This window comes from Streptomyces sp. MspMP-M5 (assembly GCF_000373585.1).
GTDB lineage: Bacteria > Actinomycetota > Actinomycetes > Streptomycetales > Streptomycetaceae > Streptomyces.
On the sequence record NZ_KB891894.1, the window covers coordinates 16,320 to 36,624 of the forward strand.

A 20,305-nucleotide genomic window follows, 5' to 3' on the forward strand; every position below is an offset into this window, starting at 1 on the left:
CGCGGCGGCCGGCGGGTGCGCTCCGCCGGCCCTCCCGGCCCCGGCCCCGTCCGCCCGTTTCCCCCGGCTTGCCCGCCACGGCGCGAACTCCCGTGCAGCGAAGCCTGCTTCGCGCCGGCTGTACCGCCCGCCCCACGGTCGCCCGCCCGCGGGCACGTAGGCCGTAACCTCGCCCGCATGAACAACCGGAAGCGCAAGAAGCTCGCCGAACGCCTTGTCGCTGCGGCGGCGTTGGCGGGGGTCGCCCAGGTGACGGCGCTGCTGCGGGCCGGGGCCCATCCGGCGGCGGCCGACGCCGACGGCACCACCCCGCTGTACGCGGCGTCCGTGCACGGTGACGCCGACAGCGTCCGCGTACTCCTGGCGGCGGGCGCGCCACCCGACGCCGAGAGCGGACACGGCGCGGAGGGCACCCCGCTGTGCGCCGCTGCCTGCTGGGGCCATGCCGCGGCGGTCCGTGAACTCCTCGCACACGGCGCCGACCCGCAGCTCCGCGAGGACCACGGCACGGGCCTCGCGCCGCTGGACTGGGCGCTGGCCGGGCCGCACCCGGAAACGGCCGCCCTGCTCCGGGCCGCCGGCGCCGTTCCCACCCGCGCGCCGGCCGATCCGGCCTCCGCACTGTGAGACTCGCCTCCCACCGGGCGGCCTCCGCCGTTAGGCTCGTCGGCAAGCCGTCGCGATGCGTGGGCGCGAGTCGCGGTGAACCACAGGAGGATCCGGTATGTCCATCCAGCCCGTCGACGTCGTCTACACCGCCGTCGCCACCGCCGAGAACGGCCGCGACGGCCGCGTCGCCAGCGACGACGGCAAGCTCGACGTCGTCGTCAACCCGCCCAAGGAACAGGGCGGCAGCGGCGCCGGCACCAACCCGGAGCAGCTCTTCGCGGCCGGCTACAGCGCCTGCTTCCAGGGCGCGCTCAGCGTCGTCGCCCGCCGGGAGAACGCCGACGTCTCCGGCTCCCGGGTGACCGCCAAGGTCGGCATCGGCAAGACCCCGGACGGCGCCTTCGGCCTCGCGGTGGAGATCGTCGCCTCGATCCCCACCGTCGACGCGGCCACCGCCAAGGACCTCGTGGAGAAGGCGCACCAGGTGTGCCCCTACTCCCACGCCACCCGCGGCAACATCGAGGTCACGCTGACCGTCGCCTGACGGCCCCGGACGGCCGGGGCGACCCAGGTCGGCTGGCTTGGCCGCCGAGTCAGCCCGGGCGGTTCGGGCGGTCAGCGGCGCCGCATTCGGCATCGGCACACAGAGGGCCGCACCCCGCGACAGGGTGCGGCCCTCCGCCGTTCCACATCGCTCGGCCATGGCCCCGCCCGGCGACCCTGTGACGCAGGCCACGTTCTCCGAGTCTTGACGCCTCGCCTATGTAATCGATTACGTAGCCCTCGCGCGGCACGCGTAATCGATTACACACGGGCAGGACGGCAACGGAGCCATGGCGAACATCAAGGACGTGGCGGAGCGGGCGGGGGTCTCCGTCGCCACCGTCTCCCGGGTCCTCAACGGCAACAGCCCGGTCGCCGAGACCCGCGAGCGGGTGCTCGCCGCCGTCCGGGAACTGGGCTACCGGCCCAACAACGTCGCCCGCGCCCTGCGCACCGCACGTACCGGCGCGCTCGGACTGGTCATCAGCGACCTCACCAACCCCTTCTTCACCGAGCTGGCCGACGCCGTCGAGGACGCCGCCCGGGGCCTGGGCTACAGCCTCGTCATCGGCAACGCCGGCGAACGCCCCGCCCAGCAGGACGACTACATCCGCACCCTGCTGGACCGCCGGATCGACGGCCTGCTGGTCAGCTCGGCCGGCGCCGGCTCGGCGATGCTCCCCGAGGTCGTCGCCTCCGGCACCCCGCTCGTCCTGCTGGACCGCGCCGTTCCCGGCATCGACGCCCCCTGCGTGCGTGCCGACGGCCGGGCCGCGCTCACCGACCTCGCCGCCCACCTCGCCGCGCTCGGCCGCCGTCGCCCCGCGATCATCGTCGCCCCGGCCGGCACCCCCACCGGCGAGGAGCGCCTGGAACTCTTCCGCACGGCCCTGGCCGGCCACGGCATCGCACTCCCCGACGAGCGGGTCGGCGCCACCCCCGATCTCCAGCCCAGCGGCGGCCGCCGGGTGATGAGCGGCTTCCTCGACCTCCCCGAACCACCGGACGCGGTGCTGGCCACCGACAACCTGATGGCGCTCGGCGCGATGGACGAACTCCGCGCCCGCGGCCTGCGGGTCCCCGACGACATGGCGCTGGTGGTCTACGACGACGTGCCGTGGTTCGCGCACACCGACCCGCCGCTGACCGCCATCGCCCAGCCCACCCGCGACCTCGGCCGGGCTGCCGTGCAGACCCTGCTGGAACGCATCGAGGGGCGCCCCGCCGAGTCGGTCCTGCTGCCCGCCCGGCTGGTGCCGCGCCGCTCCTGCGGCGAACCGCCCGCCCGCTGACCGCTCCCGCCCGACGGGACCACCGACCGTCCCTTCGGGCCCGATCCGCCCAACCCGCCCGTCCCATAAGGCTCATACGGCCCGTACGACCCGTACGACCCGAGGGCCCGCCACCCGAGGAACACCCACCCGAGCAACACACCGAGGAGAGAGGGGCAGCGCATGACCGGCGTCAACGACGACGTACCGGACGGCCGCGAACTGCTGCGCGTCGAGGGGGTGACCAAGGCGTTCCCCGGCGTCCGCGCGCTGGACGGCGTCGATCTGAGCCTGCGCACCGGCGAGGTGCACGTACTGCTCGGCGAGAACGGGGCCGGCAAGAGCACCCTGATCAAGATGCTCTCCGGCACCCACCGCCCCGACGCCGGCCGCATCCTCGTCCACGGAGGCCCGGACGGCACGGCCGACGGGCTCCGCGAGGTGCGGATCCGCTCCGCGCAGGACGCCGAACGGCTCGGAATCGCCACCATCCACCAGGAGTTCAACCTCGTCCCCGGGCTGACCGTCGCCGAGAACATCTTCCTCGGCCGCCAGCCGCGCACCGCCCTCCGCCTCGTCGACCGGAAGACCATGCGCGCCCGCGCCGCCGCACTGCTGCGCCGGGTGCGCCTCGACGTCTCCCCGGACACCCCGGTCGCCGAACTCGGCATCGCCCGGCTCCAGATGGTGGAGATCGCCAAGGCGCTCAGCCTGGACGCCCGCGTCCTGATCATGGACGAGCCGACCGCGGTGCTCACCTCCGAAGAGGTGGAGACACTCTTCGGCATCGTCCGCGAACTGCGCGCCTCCGGTGTCGGCGTCATCTTCATCACCCACCACCTCGACGAGATAGGCGCCCTCGGCGACCGCGTCACCGTCCTGCGCGACGGACGCTCGGTCGCCGAGGTGCCCGCCGGCACCGGCGAGGACGAACTGATCCGGCTGATGGTCGGCCGGGACATCGCCGAGCAGTACCCCCGCCGCCGCCCCGACGCACCGGGCGCGCCGCTGCTGCGGGTGCGGGGCCTGACCCGCCGCGGCGCCCGGGGTACCGGCGGCGCCCCGGCCCGGCCGGTCTTCGAGGGCGTCGACTTCGACGTCCGGGCCGGTGAGGTGGTCGGGCTGGCCGGACTCGTCGGCGCCGGCCGCACCGAGATCGCCCGGGCCGTCTTCGGCGTGGACCGCTACGACGCCGGCACCGTGGAGGTGGCCGGGGAGCCGCTGCCCCGCGGTGACGTCCGGGCCGCGATGCGGGCCGGAATGGGGCTCGTCCCCGAGGACCGCAAGGGCCAGGGCCTGGTCCTGGACGCCTCGCTGCAGGACAACCTGACGCTGGCCCGGCTCGACCGGGACACCCGTGGCGGGCTGGTCGACCGGCGCGGCCAGCGGCGCCGGGCGGCCGTCGTCGCCGCGCAGTTGAAGGTCCGGATGAGCGGGCTGGGGCAGCACGCCCGCACCCTGTCCGGCGGCAATCAGCAGAAGATCGTCATCGGCAAGTGGCTGCTGGCCGAGACCCGGCTGCTGATCCTGGACGAGCCGACGCGCGGCATCGACGTCGGCGCCAAGGTCGAGATCTACCGGCTCGTCAACGAGCTGACGGCGGCCGGCTGCGGAGTGCTGATGATCTCCAGCGACCTGCCCGAGGTGCTCGGCATGAGCGACCGGGTGCTGGTGATGGCACAGGGCCGGCTGACCGGCGAACTCCCCGCCGAACAGGCCACCCAGGACGCCGTGATGGAGCTGGCGCTCCGGACCCCGCACGGCGCTTCCGACGGCACGCACACCCACGAGAGCGCGATGGAGGGCTCCGATGTCCGCTGAGCTGAAGACGGCAGCCGTCCCCGAGGCGGCGGGCGGGGGCCCGGCCCCGGGCGGCCTCGGGCCGTGGTTCTCCCGGGCCGTACTGCGCAACGGCCCGCTCGGCGGGCTGCTCGCCCTGGTCGTGGTGATGGCCGTGCTGTCGCGTGACTTCCTCAACGGTCAGAACCTCCTCAACGTCGGCGTCCAGGCATCGGTCACCGCGATCCTGGCCTTCGGCGTCACCTTCGTGATCGTCTCGGCCGGCATCGACCTGTCGGTCGGCTCGGTCGCCGCCCTGTCGGCCACCGTCGTCGCCTGGGCCGCCACCGGCCAGGGGCTGCCGGTCTGGCTCGCGGTGCTGCTCGGCCTCGCCGTCGGCGCGGCCGCCGGCCTGCTCTCCGGCACCCTGGTCGCCTACGGACGCCTGCCCGCCTTCATCGCCACCCTGGCGATGCTGTCCGTCGGGCGCGGCCTGGCGCTGGTCATCTCCGGCGGCTCACCGATCCCCTTCCCCGGAGCCGTCAACGCGCTCGGCGACACCCTGGGCGACTGGCTGCCGGTGCCCGTCCTCGTCATGATCGCGATGGGGTTGCTCGCCGCGCTGATCCTGGCCCGCACCTACTCCGGCCGCACGATGTTCGCGATCGGCGGCAACGAGGAGGCGGCCCGCCTCTCCGGCATCGACGTCCGGCGCCGCAAGCTCGTGATCTACGCGCTCTCCGGGCTGTTCGCCGCCGTCGCCGGCATTGTGCTGGCGGCCCGGCTCACCTCCGCCCAGCCACAGGCCGCCGGCGGATACGAGCTCGACGCCATCGCCGCCGTCGTCATCGGCGGCGCCAGCCTCTCCGGCGGCTCCGGCAAGGCGTCCGGCACCCTGATCGGCGCGCTGATCCTCGCCGTGCTGCGCAACGGCCTCAACCTGCTGAGCGTCTCGGCCTTCTGGCAGCAGGTCGCCACCGGCCTGGTGATCGCGCTCGCGGTCCTCCTGGACACCCTGCGGCGAAGGAGCGCGCGATGAGGCGGCGCACGGCACTGCTCGGCGCGGCCCTCGCGGCCGGTGCCCTCGCCCTGGCCGGTTGCGACCGCGGCGGCGACACCGACCTCGGTCTGGCCCTGTCCACGATGAACAACCCCTTCTTCGTCGGGATCAAGAAAGGCGCGCAGGCCGAGGCGGACGCCCGGGGACTGCACATCAACATCACCGACGCGCAGAACGACCCGATGCAGCAGATCAACCAGATGGAGACCTTCACCAGCCAGCAGGTGAAGGCGGCCATCATCAACCCGGTGGACGCAGACGCCGCCGTCCCCGCCGTCGGCGTCGCCAACCGCGCCAAGGTGCCGGTGATCTCCATCGACCGCGGCGTCAACGGCGGACGGGTCGGCTCGACCATCGCCTCCGACAACGTCGCCGGCGGCCGGCTCGCCGCGAAGACCCTCGCCGACGCGCTCGGCGGCCGGGGCAAGGTGGCCTTCCTCGAAGGCCGGCCCGGCACCTCCGCCGCCCGCGAACGCGGCCGGGGCTTCGAGGAGGGCGTCGGGCAGTACCCCGGAATCGAGGTCGTCGCCCGGCAGCCCGCGGACTTCGACCGCACCAAGGGCATGGACGTGATGTCCAATATGCTCCAGGCGCACCGCGACATCGCCGGGGTGTTCGCCGCCAACGACGAGATGGCACTCGGCGCCTCCAAGGCGCTGGGGGCCCGCTCCGGCAAGGACGTGAAGGTGGTGGCGTTCGACGGGACCCCGGACGGGGTCCGGGCCGTCCGTGCCGGCACCCTCACCGCCACCGTCGCCCAGCAGCCCGAACTCCTCGGCAGACAGGCCGTGGACTGGGCGCTGAAGGCGGCCCGCGGGGAGAAGCTGCCGCGGACCGTCAGGGTGCCGGTGGTGCTGGTGACGACGGCCAACGCCGCCCGGTTCGGCGGCTGACCGCGCCGCCGGGCGGCACCGGGGCAGCACACCGCCGCCGGCGCCCGCCGGGCGGCGACACGCAGGAAGAAAAGGCAACGCGGCGTATGGACACGAGAGAACGACGCCCGGACAGAAAAGAGGAACGGCGCATGTACGACGTCCTGGTGGTCGGCTCGGCCAACGCGGACCTGACCGTACGGGTGACCCGGCGGCCCGGCGCGGGGGAGACCGTGCTCGGCACGGACCTGGTGGAATCGGCCGGCGGCAAGGGCGCCAACCAGGCGGCCGCGGCGGCCCGGATCGGCGGGCGCACCGCCCTGCTGGCCCGCGTCGGCGGCGACGCCTTCGGCGAACTGCTGCTGGCCGCCCAGCGTGCGGCGGGCACCGACGTGGCCCCCGTCATCGTGGACGAGGGCGCCCGCACCGGTACCGCGATGATCATCGTCGGCCCGGACGGCGACAACAGCATCGTCGTCTCGCCCGGCGCCAACGCCGCCCTGACCCCGGACGACGTGGCCGCCGCCGCGGACGTCTTCGCGGCCTCCGCGGTGGTCTCCCTCCAGCTGGAGATCCCGATGGAGACCGTGCGGGCGGCCGCCGCGGCCGCCGAGGAAGCCGGCACCCGCGTCGTCCTCAACCCCTCCCCGGCCCCCGAGGACCTCGACCGTGAACTCCTCGCCGTGGCCGACCCGCTGGTGGTCAACGAGCACGAGGCCCGGCAGCTCTCCGGCCGCACCGACGGCACCCCCGCCGACTGGGCGGCCGCCCTGCGCGAGCGCGGCGCCCGCTCGGTCGTGGTGACCCTCGGCGGCGACGGCGCGCTGGTGCTGGACGCCTCCGGAACGACCACGGTGCCCGGTGTACGGGTCGAGGCCGTGGACACCACCGGCGCCGGCGACGCCTTCACCGGCGCCCTGGCCACGCGACTGGCCGGCGGCGCGACCCTCGCCGAGGCGGCCCGCTTCGCCGTACGCGTCGGCGCCGCCGCCGTCACCAAGCCCGGCGCCCAACCGTCGTACCCCACAACCGACGAACTCGCACAACTGCCGGAGCTGCCGTAGCCCGCGCAAACGCCGGTCCCCGATCGGCCGGAGCGGACAGAACCGACTGCGCCGTCCGGGCCGTTCGGGCCGTTCGGGCGGTCCGGACGCGCCGGGCCATCCGGGCAGATCGGGCCGACCGAGTCGTCCCCTGAGTCGCCGCAGGGGCCGGCCGGCGTGGTCGAGCGGCTCGGCCGGTCGGGTCGGTCGGGTAGGGCGGGTCGGCCGGGTAGGGCGGGCCGGTCGGGCTGGCCAGGCAGCGCGGCCTGAGCCGGCCATGCTGCCAGAGCCGACGGGCCCGGCCTGGAATGCCAGAACCGGGCCGGCCGAGGTGGCCGGGCGGGGGCGGCGTAAAGCGGAGCCAACACGCAGGCGCAGTAGGGAAGTTGACCACCGCGCCGCTCGGCCCCATCGCCCCCGCCCGCCCCTCACCGCTCGGCCCCCACCAGGCCCGTGCCGCCCGTCTCCGTCGCGTTTTGCGCGCCTTCCGTACTTCCTGCGCCTTCCTTCCCCTCCATCCCGTCCGCCCCCTCCGGCCCCTCCGCTTCATCGGTCGCGGCCTCCGCGCCCAGCTCCCGGGGCCCGTACAGTGCGTGCTCCGCGCCGGTCTCCAGTGCCCAGTAGCGGTCGCCGTAGGACCAGTGCCACCACTCGGTCGGGTAGTTGACCAGGCCCACCCCGCGCAGCGCGGCGGCCAGGATGCGACGGTGGGCGAGGGCCGCGGGTGACACGTCCGGCGCCGAGGTGTAACAGGCGCCGCCGCTCTCCTCCGGGGACGCGTCGATCGGTGTCCCCATGTCGACCTCGTCGCCGTCCGAGGTGACCAGGGTCAGGTCCACCGCACCGCCTGCGCTGTGCGGGGCGATCTCCGGCGGCGACACATAGCGGCTGGCCGCCCGGTGGATCCGCGCGTCGTCCCAGTCGGGGTGGGCGGCACGGAGGCCGTCGGCGTACCGCGTGAAGTAATGGCGCTGGAGGGCCGGCGGGCGGTATCCCTCGACGAACCGGAGCCGCCACCCGTCGGGCAGCGCCTCCTGCGCGGCCAGCAGCCGTCGCAGCACGCCCTTCCGCAGATAGGCGAACGCGCCGCACGCACCATCGCCCTCACCGCCCGCCCCGGGCTTGAGGTGACCCGTCATCAGCTCGGGCGCGGCGGTGCGCACGTCCACCAACGGCTCGCCGCACTCCCGGACCGGCACCGCGGCCACCGCGGGGTCGGCCATCAACGTGATCGCGTCCCGGACGTCGCTCAGCACCAGCTCCGCACCATCGCCGCCGGGACCGGCCGACGCCACCCGCTCGCCGGACGGCAGCCAGCAGCCGCTGAGCCCCGCGGCCGGCCCGGGGCTCCCGACGCCCGTGCCGTTGGCGAGCAGGACATGCAGTCCGTGCTCGCGGGCCAGCCGGCCATAGCGCGCCACCCCTTCCGCGTCGCGGTGGAAGGCGCTGGACAGATACACCCGGCAGCCGTCCGCCACGGCCCGCTCCGCCACCTCGGGGAAAGAGCTGTCGCAACAGGTGGCGAGCGCGAAGCGGATGCCGCCCAGTGTGAACCGGCCGTGCGCGCTGCCCGGCGCGAACACCGCGCTCTCGGTCTCGGCCAGATGCCGCTTGTCGTAGCGGGTGAGCAGAGCGCCGTCCGGTCCGTAGACGAAGCTGGCGATGGTGGGCAGCGCGCCGTCCTCGCCGCTGCGCCCGGGGCCGTTGACCACCGCCGCGACACCGGTCGCGCGGCACGCCTCCCGTATGGGCGCCAGCCGGGGGTCGTCGGGCAGGACGGCGGCCCTCGCCGGATCGTCGGCCATCGGCCGGAGGTCGTAGTGGGTCAGTGCCAGCTCGGAGAAGACCACCAGCCCGGCGCTGCGCTCGGCGGCCTCGGTGATGAGCCGGGCCATCCGCAGGGCGTTGCCGGCGATGTCGCCTGTTACGGACCGGAGTTGTGCGGCTGCGATGATCATTCCCCCATGATGCCCACCCCGCCTCCCGCTCGCGGCGACCTGTGGATAACTCCCGAACCGCACAGCCGGGCGCAGCCCCACGGACCGCGGCGGCCCGGCCGCGCCCGTCACCCCGCCGGCGGGCCGCCCCGCCCCACCCCTCGACGACCCCCTTCGACCTCCAACGTCCAACGGCCCCCGGCGCGGGCCCGTCCCGCTTGCCCCCGCCCCGCTTCCCCGCTTCCCCGAGTGCGCCTCACCCGCCTCTTCTGCTTCTCCCGCATCCCTCATCTCCTTGCCCAGTTCCTTGCGTCCCCGCCTCCCCGCTGCCGAGCAGCGCCAGGAAGTCACGGAACGACGCGGGCAGGTCGACCCGTTCCGGATCCAGCAGCCACTGCAGCTGGAGTCCGTCCATCACCGCGACCAGGAGCGGGGCCGCCCGCTCCGGGGACAGGCCGCCGGGCAGGCGGTCGCCGAACTCGGCCCGCAGTGCGCCGGCCAGCGCCTCGCGGACGGCGCGGAAGCGGGCCTCGAAGAAGTCGCGTGCCGGGTGGTCCTCGGTGACGCTGTCGGCGGAGAGCACGGTGTACGCCTGGACGACGCCGGGGCGAGTGGCGTTGTAGTCGACGAGCTGGGTGAGGGTGGCGGTGCGCCAGGAGCCGGCGGCCGCGGCGGCCGTGTCCCAGCGGTCGCGTGCCTCCAGTACGCCGACCAGCAGCAGCTCCTTCGTGGGGAAGTGGTGCAGCAGCCCCTGCTGCGTCAGCCCGGCGCGCTCGGCGACGGCGGCGAGTGAGGTCCGGCGGTAGCCGCGCTCGGCGATCAGCTCCACGGCGGCCTCCAGGATGGCCTGCCGCCGTTCCGCGCGCTGCGCCTCGCGCCCGCCACCGGCCCGCCGGGTACTGCGGGCCGGGCCCTGCTCCTGTGCACTCACCGGCCGAGGGTAACCCTCCCGTTCCAGCCCCTTCGCGGCGCGGCGCAGGCGTAACGGAACGGCAACAATGCCTACCTGCCGTCCGGTATGGCGGTAAGAATTCGGCCGGGGGGCCGCCCGTCCACGCAAGGGAGCGCCGCACATGACCGACCAGCCGCACGCCCGCCATGCCGCGCCCGGCCCCCGCACCGCGCCCGGCCCGGACGCCGCGACCGGCACGGAGCCCCGCGACCACACCGATGCGGTGGAGCGGGCGCTCGGCGCGCTCGACCTGGACACCAAGGTCCGGCTGCTCTCGGGCCAGGACATGTGGAGCCTCCCGGCGGTGCCCGCGATCGGACTGCGGTCGCTGGTGATGTCGGACGGACCGATCGGCGTCCGGGGCCGGCAGTGGAGCGCGGCGGACCCGTCGGTGGCGCTGCCCAGCCCCACCGCCCTGGCCGCCACTTGGGACCCCGAACTGGCGCGCCGGGCCGGTCGTCTGCTCGCCCAGGAGGCCCGCCGCAAGGGCGTGCACGTCCTGCTGGCGCCGACCGTCAACCTGCACCGCTCGCCGCTGGGCGGCCGCCACTTCGAGTGCTATTCGGAGGACCCGTTGCTGACCGGCGCGATCGGCGCGGGCTATGTGCGCGGGGTGCAGGAGGGCGGCGTCGGCACCACCGTCAAGCACTTCGTCGGCAACGACGCCGAGACCGACCGCTTCACCGTCGACAACCGCATCGCCCCGCGCCCGCTGCACGAGCTGTATCTCGCGCCCTTCGAGCACATCGTCACCCACGCCCGCCCTTGGGGCGTCATGACCGCCTACAACCAGGTCAACGGCTCCACGATGACCGAGCACCACCACCTCGTCACCGAAGTGCTGCGCGGCGTATGGGGCTTCGACGGCTGCAACGTCTCCGACTGGACGGCGGCCCGGAACACCGTCCGGGCCCTGCGGGGCGGCCTGGACGTGGCCATGCCGGGGCCCCGCACGGTCTTCGGCGCTCCGCTCGCGGCGGCCGTCCGCGCGGGCGAGATCGACGAGTCGGAGGTGGACGCCGCGGTCCGCCGGGTGCTGCTGCTCGCCGCCCGGACCGGCTGTCTGGACGGGGTGCCGCCCGCGGTGTCCCCGGCCGACGCTCCCGGGGGCGTCGACGGCCGGGCCGTCGCCCGCGAACTGGCCGGCCGCGCCATGGTCCTGCTGCGCAACGAACCGGTGGGCGAGGCGCCCGCGGCCGGTGTGCGCCCGCTTCTGCCGCTGGACGCCGCCGAGCTGCGCAGCGTCGCCGTCATCGGCGCGGCCGCCCGCGACGCCCGGGTGCTCGGCGGTGGTTCCGCCACCGTCTTCCCCGCCGGGATCGTCTCCCCTCTCGCGGGCCTGCGCGCCGCGCTCCCCGAGGGTGTCGAGGTGGTCTTCGCCACCGGCGCCGACCCGCGTACCCGGATCCCGCACGCCCGCGAGGGCTTCACCCTGCGCGCCCGCTACCTCGCCGCCGACGGCCGGGTGCTCGCCGAGACCCCGCAGTTCGACGGCCGGGTCCAGGTGCTCGGCAGCTTCCCCGACGGCGTGGCCCGGCGGGACCTGCACGCCGTCGAACTCACCGGCAGCTTCACCCCGCGGACCACCGGCACCCACACCCTGGCGGTGGCCGGCTCGGGTCGGCTCCGGCTGACCCTCGGCGAGGCCGTCCTCTTCGACGGCGACGGTGCCGCGCAGGAGAGCAGCGACCCCTTCGAGGCGTTGATGCAGCCCGCCGAGCACCTGGTGGCCGCCGACCTGACGGCAGATCAGGAACTTCCGCTCACCCTGCGGTACCTCCCGCACCGCCTCGGCCTGGGCGAGGGCCTGGACGCCCTGAGCTTCGTCCTCGGCCACCGCGAGCCGCAGTGCGACGGGGACGCCGAGATCGAGGAGGCGGTCCGCGCGGCGGCCGGCGCGGACGCCGCGATCGTCGTCGTCGCGACCACCGAGGAGGTCGAATCGGAGGGGTTCGACCGCACCGACCTCAGGCTGCCGGGCCGGCAGGACGAACTGGTCGCCCGGGTCGCCGCCGCCAACCCCCGCACGGTGGTCGTGGTCAACTCCGGCTCCCCGGTGGAACTGCCCTGGCGCGACCGGGTCCCCGCCGTGCTGCTGAGTTGGTTCCCCGGCCAGGAGGCCGGGGCGGCGCTGGCCGACGTCCTGCTCGGCGCCCACGAACCTGGCGGCCGGCTCCCCACCACCTGGCCGGCCCGCCTCGCCGACGCCCCGGTCACCACCGTCACCCCCACCGACGGCACCCTGCCCTACGAGGAGGGGCTGTTCATCGGCTACCGCGCCTGGCAGCGCATCCCCACCGCCCCCGCGTACCCCTTCGGCCACGGTCTCGGCTACACCCGCTGGGCGTACGACTCCCTGGACACCACCCCGGACTCCGTACGCGTCCGGCTGCGCAACACCGGCGACCGTCCCGGCCGCGAGGTGGTCCAGGTTTACCTCGCGCCCGCCGGCGACACCGCGGGCCTGCCGGAGCGCCCGGTCCGCTGGCTGGCCGGTTTCACCACCGTCGAGGCGGGTCCCGGCGAGAGCGTGGAGGCCGAGATTCCGCTGCCGGGGCGCGCCTTCGAGATCTGGTCGGAACCGGACGGCGGCTGGCGGCGCGTCCCGGGGACCTACACCGTCGAGGCGGCCCACAGCAGTGCCGACATCCGGCTCACCGCGCGGATCACTGCCGGCTGAGCACCGAGACGTCGCCGCCGCTCGTCCGGGCGGATATTTTGTGCGCCGAGCCCTCGTCCGTCGTGACGGAGACCTTGCGGTTCCCGCCGCTCGTTCCCGCGTCGACGGCGTAGGTGCCCTTGGGCACCCGGATGGTGAGGTTGCCGCCGCTGGTCCGGCCGGACACGTCGTCGGGCACCGCGTCGAGTGTCAGCTGCACATCGCCGCCGCTGGTCTTCACCTTCGCGGTGCGGGCCTTGCTGTCCTCGACGGTGATGTCGCCGCCGCTGGTGTCCGCGCTGATCCCGCCGGAGGCGCCGCGGACGGTGATGTCGCCGCCGCTGGTGTGCAGTTCGACGGAGGCGTTGCGCGGCAGCAGCACGCGGTAGCCCACCTCGCAGCGGCTGCCCATCGAGCAGTCCTCGGCGGTCAGCGTCAGCCGGCCGTCCTTGAGGGTGTGCGAGGTCTGCGGCTTGGCGTCGTCGTATGTGACCTTCTCCGTCACCTTGACGGGGACGCCGGCCTCCACCGGCACGATCTCGATGTCCCCGCCGTGCGTCGTCGCGGACAGCGAGCGGACGGTGCCGTCGACGCCGTACGTCCGCTGGGCGGACTTGAGCGGGCCGGCCACCAGCGAGCAACCGGTCGTCAGCAGGGTCAATGCCGCACAGGGCAGGACGAGATGGGTGGCGCGGAGACGAGCCATGGTGATTCCCCCGAGGCAGTGGTGACGGTGCGGTTGCGGAACGGCCGGACCCGGCCGAACCGCATGGTCAACATCATCGCCCCTCCGCACCCCGCGGACGTCGCCGCACGGTATGACCTTCGTCCTCCCCGCACGGTATGACCCGCACCCGCGTGCCCTTAGGGGTGTCCCTGAGACCGGCGAGGGCCGGACCGGCTCACCCGGCGGACGCGGCCTCACCCTTCAGGGGGTTTTCCTTGCGCGTGATCGTCCGGAACGCCAGCTCCGCCAGCTCCTGCTGGCCGCTCGGCCCCGGGTGGAACCAGTCCCAGGTGCTCAACTGCTGCCCGGTGAAGCGGTAGTCGAAGACCGACCGGTCGAAGCGGCACAGCGCGTCCCGGGCGCAGACCTCCGCCAGCGCCTCGTTGTACGCCATCACCCGCTCCCGGACCAGCGCCCGCCGGTCCTGCGCCGGCTTCGTCAGGTCGTCCGGGTCCCGCAGCATCGACCCGCAGATGCCCAGCTTCCACACCTGCTTGCCGAGTTCGTTCCGGCGCCCCTCCGACCACAGTCGCAGCAGGTCCGGCACGGCCGCGACATACACCTGGGTGCGCGGCAGGCTGCGCCGCAGGGTCTTCATGGACCGCTCGAAGCCGGCGCGGAAGGCCGCCGGGGAGGTCATCGCCCCCACGTCGCTGCGGCAGGCGTCGTTGGCGCCGATCAGGACGGTGACCAGCTCGGGTCTGCGGGGCGCCGCCACGGTGATCTGCTGCGGCAGGTCGCTCATCAGGGCGCCGGTCCGGGCGAAGTTCCAGCTGTGCCCCGCGGGGTTCTTCAGCAGCCGCCGGGCCAGGCTGTCGACCTTGGGGCTGGTGCCGGTGGACCAGGAGACCTCCCGGCAGTCGGAGAGCACCGTGCAGGCGTCGAAGCCGGCGGTGATGGAGTCCCCGAGGGCGGCGATCGAGGCGGGGTCCGTACGCCAGGCGGGCGCGGGCTTCGCGGTGGGTTTCACCGCGGCCCGGCCCTGCGGTGCGGGGCCGTCGGCGCAGGCGGTGGCGGTGGCCAGCAGCGCGGACGCCGTCGCGCAGGCCAGCGCGGCGCGGGTGGCGAGGCGAGGACGCCGAGGGCGGACGGGCTGATCGATCGGCGTCATCCCCTGTCCCCTCCGGCGTGCGAGTGATATCTCTTCGGGTACCGACGGTACGTCACTTCCGGTCCGGCACCGCGCGGTAGCTTGGCCCCGTGCCTGCCGGGCGATGACCCGAAATGGCACGTGCAGTCGGCACAGACAAATTACAACACGTCATTTCCTGTCCCTTTTGCGGCAAATTCCGCCTAGTGGTGTTTACTGTAGGTCACCTCGCATGCTGGTGCCGAAGTGATCACTGGGGCAGAATGTCGGAAGCTGTCCCGGCCGCGACCGGAACGGGCACGAGGCCGCTGGGGAAGGCGAACCTCGATCCGCACGGGAGGTCCCGGTGACGACACGTGGAGTCCTGTACGTCCACTCCGCTCCACGAGCGCTCTGCCCGCACGTCGAATGGGCGGTGGCGGGCGTCCTCGGGGTGCGCGTCAATCTCGACTGGATCCGCCAGCCGGCGTCGCCCGGCACCTGGAGAGCGGAGTTCTCCTGGCAGGGTGAGGCCGGCACCGCCTCCAAGCTCGCCTCCGCGCTGCGCGGCTGGCACCTGCTCCGCTTCGAGGTGACCGCCGAGCCCTGCTCCACCGCCGAGGGCGAGCGCTACAGTTCCACCCCCGAGCTGGGCATCTTCCACGCCGTCACCGGCATCCACGGCGACATCCTCATCCCCGAGGACCGGCTGCGCGCCGCCGTCGCCCGCTCCGCCCGCGGCGAGACCGAACTCGCCGCCGAGGTGGCCAAGCTGCTCGGCAAGCCCTGGGACGACGAGCTGGAGCCCTTCCGCTACGCCGGCGAGGGCGCCCCGGTGCGCTGGCTGCACCAGGTCGTCTGAGCAAGCCGGGGCGCCCGTGGGCCGGCCCGGCCCGGGCCGTCGTCCGGACGTCCCCGCAGGCGGCCGTGCGGAGCCTTGTGCGGGCCGTACGGCGACGAACGGCGCACGGTTGGCCTGGAGCCCACTCCAGGTCCTAGCGTGCGCCCATGGCTGACAACAACACCTCTGACACCCTCTCGGTCGCCGTCCTGGGCACCGGGATCATGGGGACGGCGATGGCCCGCAACCTCGCCCGCGCCGGGCTGGACGTCCGCGCCTGGAACCGCACCCGCGCCAAGGCCGAGCCGCTGGCCGCCGACGGGGTCCGGGTCACCGACACCCCGGGCGAGGCCGTCGACGGCGCCGACGTGGTCCTCACCATGCTGCTCGACGGCCCCGCCGTCCTGGACGCCGTGCGCACGGCCGCCCCGCACCTCGCCCCCGGCACCCTCTGGCTCCAGATGAGCACCGTCGGGCCCGCGGCACTCGAACCGCTCGTCCGCCTCGCCGCCGAACAGGAGCTGGGCTTCGTCGACGCCCCCGTACTGGGCACCAAGGCGCCCGCCGAGAAGGGGCAGTTGATCGTCCTCGCCGCCGGGGCGCCGGAGCTGCGGGAACGTGCCGGGCGGGTCTTCGACATCGTCGGCGGCCGCACCCAGTGGGTCGGTGAGGACGCCGCGGACGGGGCCGCCAGCCGGCTCAAACTCGTCGTCAACAGCTGGGTGATGACGGTCATCAGCGGTACCGGTGAAACCCTCGGGCTCGCCAAGGGGCTGGGCGTGGACCCGCGGGAATTCCTGGACGCGGTCGCCGGCGGCGCGCTCGACATGCCGTATCTGCGGATGAAGTCGGAGGCGATCCTCTCCGGCGAACTCGCGCCCAGCTTCACCGTTTCCGCGGCACGCAAGGACCTCCGGCTGATCACCGAGGCGGCCGAGGCGTCCGGAGTCCGGGCGGACCTGGCGGCCGCGGCCGGAGAGCGCTTCCGCCGGGCCGAGGAGCAGGGCCACGGCGGCGAGGACGGCGCGGCCGCGTACTTCGCCAGCTTCGACGGCTGACGGCCGCCCGTGGCAGCACGAGGGCCCGCCCGGTCAGGACGACCGGGCGGGCCCTCGTGGTGTCCGCGGCGGGTCCGCGGTGACCGTCTGGCGTTGCGTCAGACCGTGCGGAAGGCGAGGACGACGTTGTGGCCGCCGAAGCCGAACGAGTCGTTCAGCGCCGCGATCCGGCCCTCGGCGGGCAGCGCGCGGGCCTCGTCGCGGACGATGTCCGCCTCCACCTCGGGGTCGAGGTTCTCGATGTTGATGGTCGGCGGGGCCGTCCGGTTGTAGAGCGCCAGGATGGTGGCGACCGTCTCCACGCCGCCCGCGCCGCCCAGGAGGTGGCCGGTCATCGACTTGGTGGCGGAGACCGCCATGTGCCGCACGTCGTCGCCGAAGACCTTGTGCAGCGCCTTCAGCTCCGCCAGGTCGCCCTGCGGCGTCGAGGTGGCGTGCGCGTTGACGTGCACGATCTCGGACGGGTCGAGGGTGCTGTTGTCGAGGAGGTTCTGCAGCGCGTGCGCGATGCCGTTGCCGGACGGCTCCGGCTGCACGATGTCGTGGCTGTCGGCGGAGATGCCCTGGCCGACCGCCTCGGCGTAGACCCGGGCGCCGCGCTTGGCGGCGTGCTCGGCCGACTCCAGGACGATCACACCGGCGCCCTCACCCAGGACGAAGCCGTTGCGTTCGCTGTCGAACGGCCGGGAGGCGCCCTGCGGGTCGTCGTTGTTCTTCGACATCGCCATCATGTTGCCGAACGCGGCGATCGGCAGCGGATGGATGGCCGCCTCCGTGCCGCCCGCGACGACGATGTCGGCACGGCCCGTACGGATCATCTCGATGGCGTAGCCGATGGCCTCCGAGCCGGACGCGCAGGCGCTGACCGGGGTGTGCACACCGGCGCGGGCGTTGACGTCCAGACCGACGTTGGCCGCCGGTCCGTTGGGCATCAGCATCGGCACGGTGTGCGGGGAGACCCGGCGGACGCCCTTCTCGCGAAGGATGTCGTACTGGCCCAGGAGCGTGGTGACCCCGCCGATGCCGGAGGCGATGACCGCGCCCAGGCGGTCGGGGTTGACCGAACCGGCCGGGCCGGCGGCCGCGTCCGACTCTCCGGCCTTGGCCGTGAAGCCGGCGTCCGCCCACGCCTCACGGGCCGCGATCAGCGCGAACTGCGCCGAGCGGTCCAGTCGGCGGGCCTGCGGGCGGGGCAGCGTCTCGGTCGGGTCGACCGCCGCCTGCGCGGCGATCCGGACCGGAAGCTCGGCTGCCCAGTCCTGCTCCAGGAGGCTGACGCCGGACCGGCCGGCGAGCAGGCCCTCCCAGGTCGAAGCGCTGTCGCCACCCAGCGGTGTGGTTGCGCCGATACCGGTGACGACCACCGTGCGATTGGTCGCGTTCACGGGAATTCTTACTCCACGGGTAGAGGTGTCTGAATCGACGGCGCCACCGCCGGGTGGCGACATGCGCTGCGCCAGATCAGGACTGGTGCTTGAGGATGTAGTCGGTCGCGTCGCCGACGGTCTTGAGGTTCTTGACGTCGTCGTCCGGGATCTTCACGTCGAAGCGCTCTTCGGCGGCGACGACCACCTCGACCATGGACAGCGAGTCGACGTCCAGATCGTCGGTGAAGGACTTGTCCAGCTTGACGTCCTCGGTGGGGATGCCGGCGATCTCGTTGACGATCTCGGCGAGACCCTTGAGGATCTCTTCCTGGGTGGCGGCCATGATGGCGCTCCTTCGTGTAGCGGGAAACTGCTTTGTCTGACAGTGAAGCGGTGCAGGCCCGCGCAGCGGTCGGCACGTCGTGCTCGGTGCCGGACTGCGCAGATCTTGCCTAGGGGAGAGTAACGACCGTCGCGGCGTACACGAGACCCGCCCCGAAGCCGATGACCAGCGCGGTGTCCCCGCTCTTGGCCTGACCGGTCGCCAGCAGCCGCTCCATGGCGAGCGGAATGGAGGCGGCCGAGGTGTTGCCGGTGGTCTCCACGTCGCGGGCGACCGTGACGCTCTCCGGCAGTTTCAGAGTCTTCACCATCGAGTCGATGATCCGCATGTTGGCCTGATGCGGGATGAAGACGTCCAGATCCTCCGGGCTGACGCCGGCCTCGTCCAGCGCCTGCTGGGCGACCTTCGCCATCTCGAACACCGCCCAGCGGAAGACCGCCTGGCCCTCCTGGGCGATGGCGGGGTAGCGGACCGCCTCCAGGGCGGGACGCTCCTTCGGCCCGTCGCCACCGGGCGCCGGGGTGGTGCGGTACACGTCCCAGGGGAGGGTCTGCTTGATGGTGTCGGACTTGTCGCCCTCCGAGCCCCAGACGGTCGGGCCGATCGCCGGCTCCTTGGCCGGGCCGACGATGACCGCGCCGGCGCCGTCGCCGAACAGGAAGGCCGTGGCGCGGTCCTCCAGGTCCGTCAGGTCCGAGAGCCGCTCGACGCCGATCACCAGCACGTACTCGGCGGAGCCCTCGGTGACCAGGCCCTTGGCCAGCGTCAGGCCGTAGCCGAAGCCGGCGCAGCCCGCGGAGATGTCGAAGGCGGCCGGCTTGCCGGCGCCGACGAGGTGCGCGATCTCGGTCGCGATGGCCGGGGTCTGCTTGAAGTGCGAGACGGTGGAGACGATCACCGCGCCGATCTGCTCCGGCGTGATGCCGGCGTCCGCCACGGCCTTGCCGGACGCCTCGACGGCCATGGTCGCGACGGTCTCGTCGGGGCCCGCCCAGTGGCGCGTGGCGATGCCCGACCGCGAACGGATCCACTCGTCGGACGAGTCGATGTGCTTGAGGATCTCCTCGTTGGGCACGACACGGGTCGGGCGGTAGCCGCCGACGCCCATGATCCGCGCGTACGGCGCGCCCTTGGAAGGCTTGATCTTCGAGGTCATGCGCTGCGACTCCTATTCGGCCGGTGCTGCGGGAGCGGCGTCCGCGGCGGTGGCGATCAGCTCACGGGCCGCGTCGAGGTCGTCGGGCGTCTTCAGGGCGAGCGTCTTCACCCCGGGCAGGGCGCGCTTGGCCAGGCCCGTGAGGGTGCCGCCGGGCGCGGCCTCGACGAGCGCGGTGACCCCGAGCTCCTTGAAGGTCTCCATGCAGCGGTCCCAGCGCACGGGGTTGGCCACCTGGCCGACCAGTCGCCGCACCACGTCCTGGCCAGAGGTGACCACCTGGCCGTCCCTGTTGGAGACGTACCGGACGCGCGGGTCGGCCGGGGCCAGCTCGGTGACCGCGGCCTCCAAAGCCGCGACGGCGGGAGCCATGTGGTGGGTGTGGAACGCGCCGGCCACCTTGAGCGGCACGACCCGGCGGGTGCCCTCCGGCTTGTCCTCGACCAGTGCGGCGATCTGCTCGGCGGTGCCGGCGGCCACGATCTGGCCGGCGCCGTTGACGTTCGCCGGGGTCAGGCCGAGCTTCTCCAGGTGCGGCAGGACGATGTCGGCGTCGCCGCCCAGCAGGGCGGCCATACCGGTCTCGGTGACCGCGGCGGCCTCGGCCATGGCCAGCCCGCGGCGGCGCACCAGGGACAGCGCCTCGGCGTCGGAGAGGGTGCCGGCCAGGGCCGCGGCGGCGAGCTCACCGACGCTGTGGCCGGCCGTCGCGCCGACCTGTGCGGCGAGCGCTTCGGCGGCCGGGAAGAGCTGCCGCGCGGAGATCAGGGCGGACGCCACCAGCAGCGGCTGGGCGACCGCCGTGTCGCGGATCTCGTCTTCGCTTGCCTTGGTGCCGTAGTGGACGAGGTCCAGGTCGATGGCCGCGGACCATTCGCGGAGCTGGTCCTCGACTCCGGGGAGGTCGAGCCAGGGGGTCAGGAAGCCGGGCGTCTGAGCGCCTTGGCCGGGAGCGACGAGTACGAGCACCCTCACACTCTCTCTTGTGGGAGGTCCCGCCCGCCCGTGGGGACAGGGAC

At 73.9% G+C, this 20,305-nt stretch carries 16 protein-coding genes and 1 pseudogene; 9 read left to right on the forward strand and 8 right to left on the reverse strand.

Annotated features, from left to right (window positions below; genetic code table 11):
* The first annotated feature begins 177 nt into the window (after positions 1-177).
* The 6 genes and pseudogenes from B073_RS0118910 (at position 178) to B073_RS0118940 (ending at position 7,198) form a co-directional block, all read left to right on the forward strand.
* Positions 178-627: an ankyrin repeat domain-containing protein gene (locus B073_RS0118910; RefSeq protein WP_018539652.1), complete on the forward strand. Its 450-nt coding sequence runs from the start codon at positions 178-180 to the stop codon at positions 625-627.
* A gap of 97 nt (positions 628-724) precedes the next feature.
* Entirely contained in the window at positions 725-1,153 is a 429-nt protein-coding gene (locus tag B073_RS0118915) for an organic hydroperoxide resistance protein (protein WP_018539653.1), read from the forward strand.
* Positions 1,154-1,442: 289 nt separating this feature from the next.
* Positions 1,443-2,444, forward strand: a complete 1,002-nt coding sequence (locus B073_RS0118920) for a LacI family DNA-binding transcriptional regulator (RefSeq protein ID WP_018539654.1) — start codon at positions 1,443-1,445, stop codon at positions 2,442-2,444.
* Positions 2,445-2,606: 162 nt separating this feature from the next.
* Positions 2,607-4,244 (forward strand): sugar ABC transporter ATP-binding protein, encoded by a 1,638-nt coding sequence (locus B073_RS0118925; protein ID WP_018539655.1) that lies wholly within the window; start codon positions 2,607-2,609, stop codon positions 4,242-4,244.
* Positions 4,234-6,155: pseudogene (locus tag B073_RS47985) on the forward strand (substrate-binding domain-containing protein). The gene B073_RS0118925 and the pseudogene B073_RS47985 overlap by 11 nt, the downstream one beginning before the upstream one ends.
* A gap of 131 nt (positions 6,156-6,286) precedes the next feature.
* Positions 6,287-7,198: a ribokinase gene (locus B073_RS0118940; RefSeq protein ID WP_018539658.1), complete on the forward strand. Its 912-nt coding sequence runs from the start codon at positions 6,287-6,289 to the stop codon at positions 7,196-7,198.
* Between the two features lie 407 nt (positions 7,199-7,605).
* On the opposite strand, the gene B073_RS43305 is transcribed toward B073_RS0118940, so the two are convergent.
* On the reverse strand, positions 7,606-9,135 hold the full coding sequence (locus tag B073_RS43305; protein WP_018539659.1) for a nitrilase-related carbon-nitrogen hydrolase: 1,530 nt from the start codon (positions 9,133-9,135) through the stop codon (positions 7,606-7,608).
* 235 nt (positions 9,136-9,370) lie between these two features.
* Complete coding sequence (locus B073_RS0118950) at positions 9,371-10,045, reverse strand: TetR/AcrR family transcriptional regulator (RefSeq protein ID WP_018539660.1); 675 nt, start codon at positions 10,043-10,045, stop codon at positions 9,371-9,373.
* Between the two features lie 142 nt (positions 10,046-10,187).
* On the opposite strand from B073_RS0118950, the gene B073_RS0118955 reads away from it, so the two are divergent.
* A complete protein-coding gene (locus B073_RS0118955; protein WP_018539661.1) occupies positions 10,188-12,746 on the forward strand; it encodes a beta-glucosidase family protein in 2,559 nt (852 codons plus the stop codon).
* Here B073_RS0118955 and B073_RS0118960 read toward each other — a convergent pair.
* A complete protein-coding gene (locus B073_RS0118960) occupies positions 12,733-13,431 on the reverse strand; it encodes a DUF4097 family beta strand repeat-containing protein (protein WP_018539662.1) in 699 nt (232 codons plus the stop codon). The two genes, B073_RS0118955 and B073_RS0118960, sit on opposite strands and share 14 nt — an antisense overlap.
* Positions 13,432-13,627: 196 nt before the next feature.
* Positions 13,628-14,563, reverse strand: a complete 936-nt coding sequence (locus tag B073_RS0118965; RefSeq protein ID WP_018539663.1) for an SGNH/GDSL hydrolase family protein — start codon at positions 14,561-14,563, stop codon at positions 13,628-13,630.
* Positions 14,564-14,888: 325 nt separating this feature from the next.
* On the opposite strand from B073_RS0118965, the gene B073_RS0118970 reads away from it, so the two are divergent.
* Positions 14,889-15,383: a DUF3145 domain-containing protein gene (locus B073_RS0118970; RefSeq protein ID WP_026247520.1), complete on the forward strand. Its 495-nt coding sequence runs from the start codon at positions 14,889-14,891 to the stop codon at positions 15,381-15,383.
* 146 nt (positions 15,384-15,529) lie between these two features.
* Positions 15,530-16,420 carry an NAD(P)-dependent oxidoreductase gene (locus B073_RS0118975; protein WP_018539665.1) on the forward strand — a complete coding sequence of 297 codons (891 nt, stop codon included), beginning with the start codon at positions 15,530-15,532 and terminating at the stop codon, positions 16,418-16,420.
* Between the two features lie 98 nt (positions 16,421-16,518).
* Here the strand turns inward: B073_RS0118975 and B073_RS0118980 are convergent, their stop codons facing one another.
* The 4 genes from B073_RS0118980 to B073_RS0118995 all read right to left on the reverse strand — a co-directional run bounded on the left by B073_RS0118980 (position 16,519) and on the right by B073_RS0118995 (position 20,255).
* Positions 16,519-17,805 carry a beta-ketoacyl-[acyl-carrier-protein] synthase family protein gene (locus B073_RS0118980; RefSeq protein WP_018539666.1) on the reverse strand — a complete coding sequence of 429 codons (1,287 nt, stop codon included), beginning with the start codon at positions 17,803-17,805 and terminating at the stop codon, positions 16,519-16,521.
* Positions 17,806-17,881: 76 nt separating this feature from the next.
* Positions 17,882-18,130: an acyl carrier protein gene (locus B073_RS0118985; protein ID WP_018539667.1), complete on the reverse strand. Its 249-nt coding sequence runs from the start codon at positions 18,128-18,130 to the stop codon at positions 17,882-17,884.
* Positions 18,131-18,239: 109 nt separating this feature from the next.
* Positions 18,240-19,286, reverse strand: coding sequence for a ketoacyl-ACP synthase III (locus B073_RS0118990; protein ID WP_018539668.1), 1,047 nt, complete (start codon positions 19,284-19,286; stop codon positions 18,240-18,242).
* Positions 19,287-19,298: 12 nt separating this feature from the next.
* Positions 19,299-20,255, reverse strand: coding sequence for an ACP S-malonyltransferase (locus B073_RS0118995; protein ID WP_018539669.1), 957 nt, complete (start codon positions 20,253-20,255; stop codon positions 19,299-19,301).
* Positions 20,256-20,305: the final 50 nt, after the last annotated feature.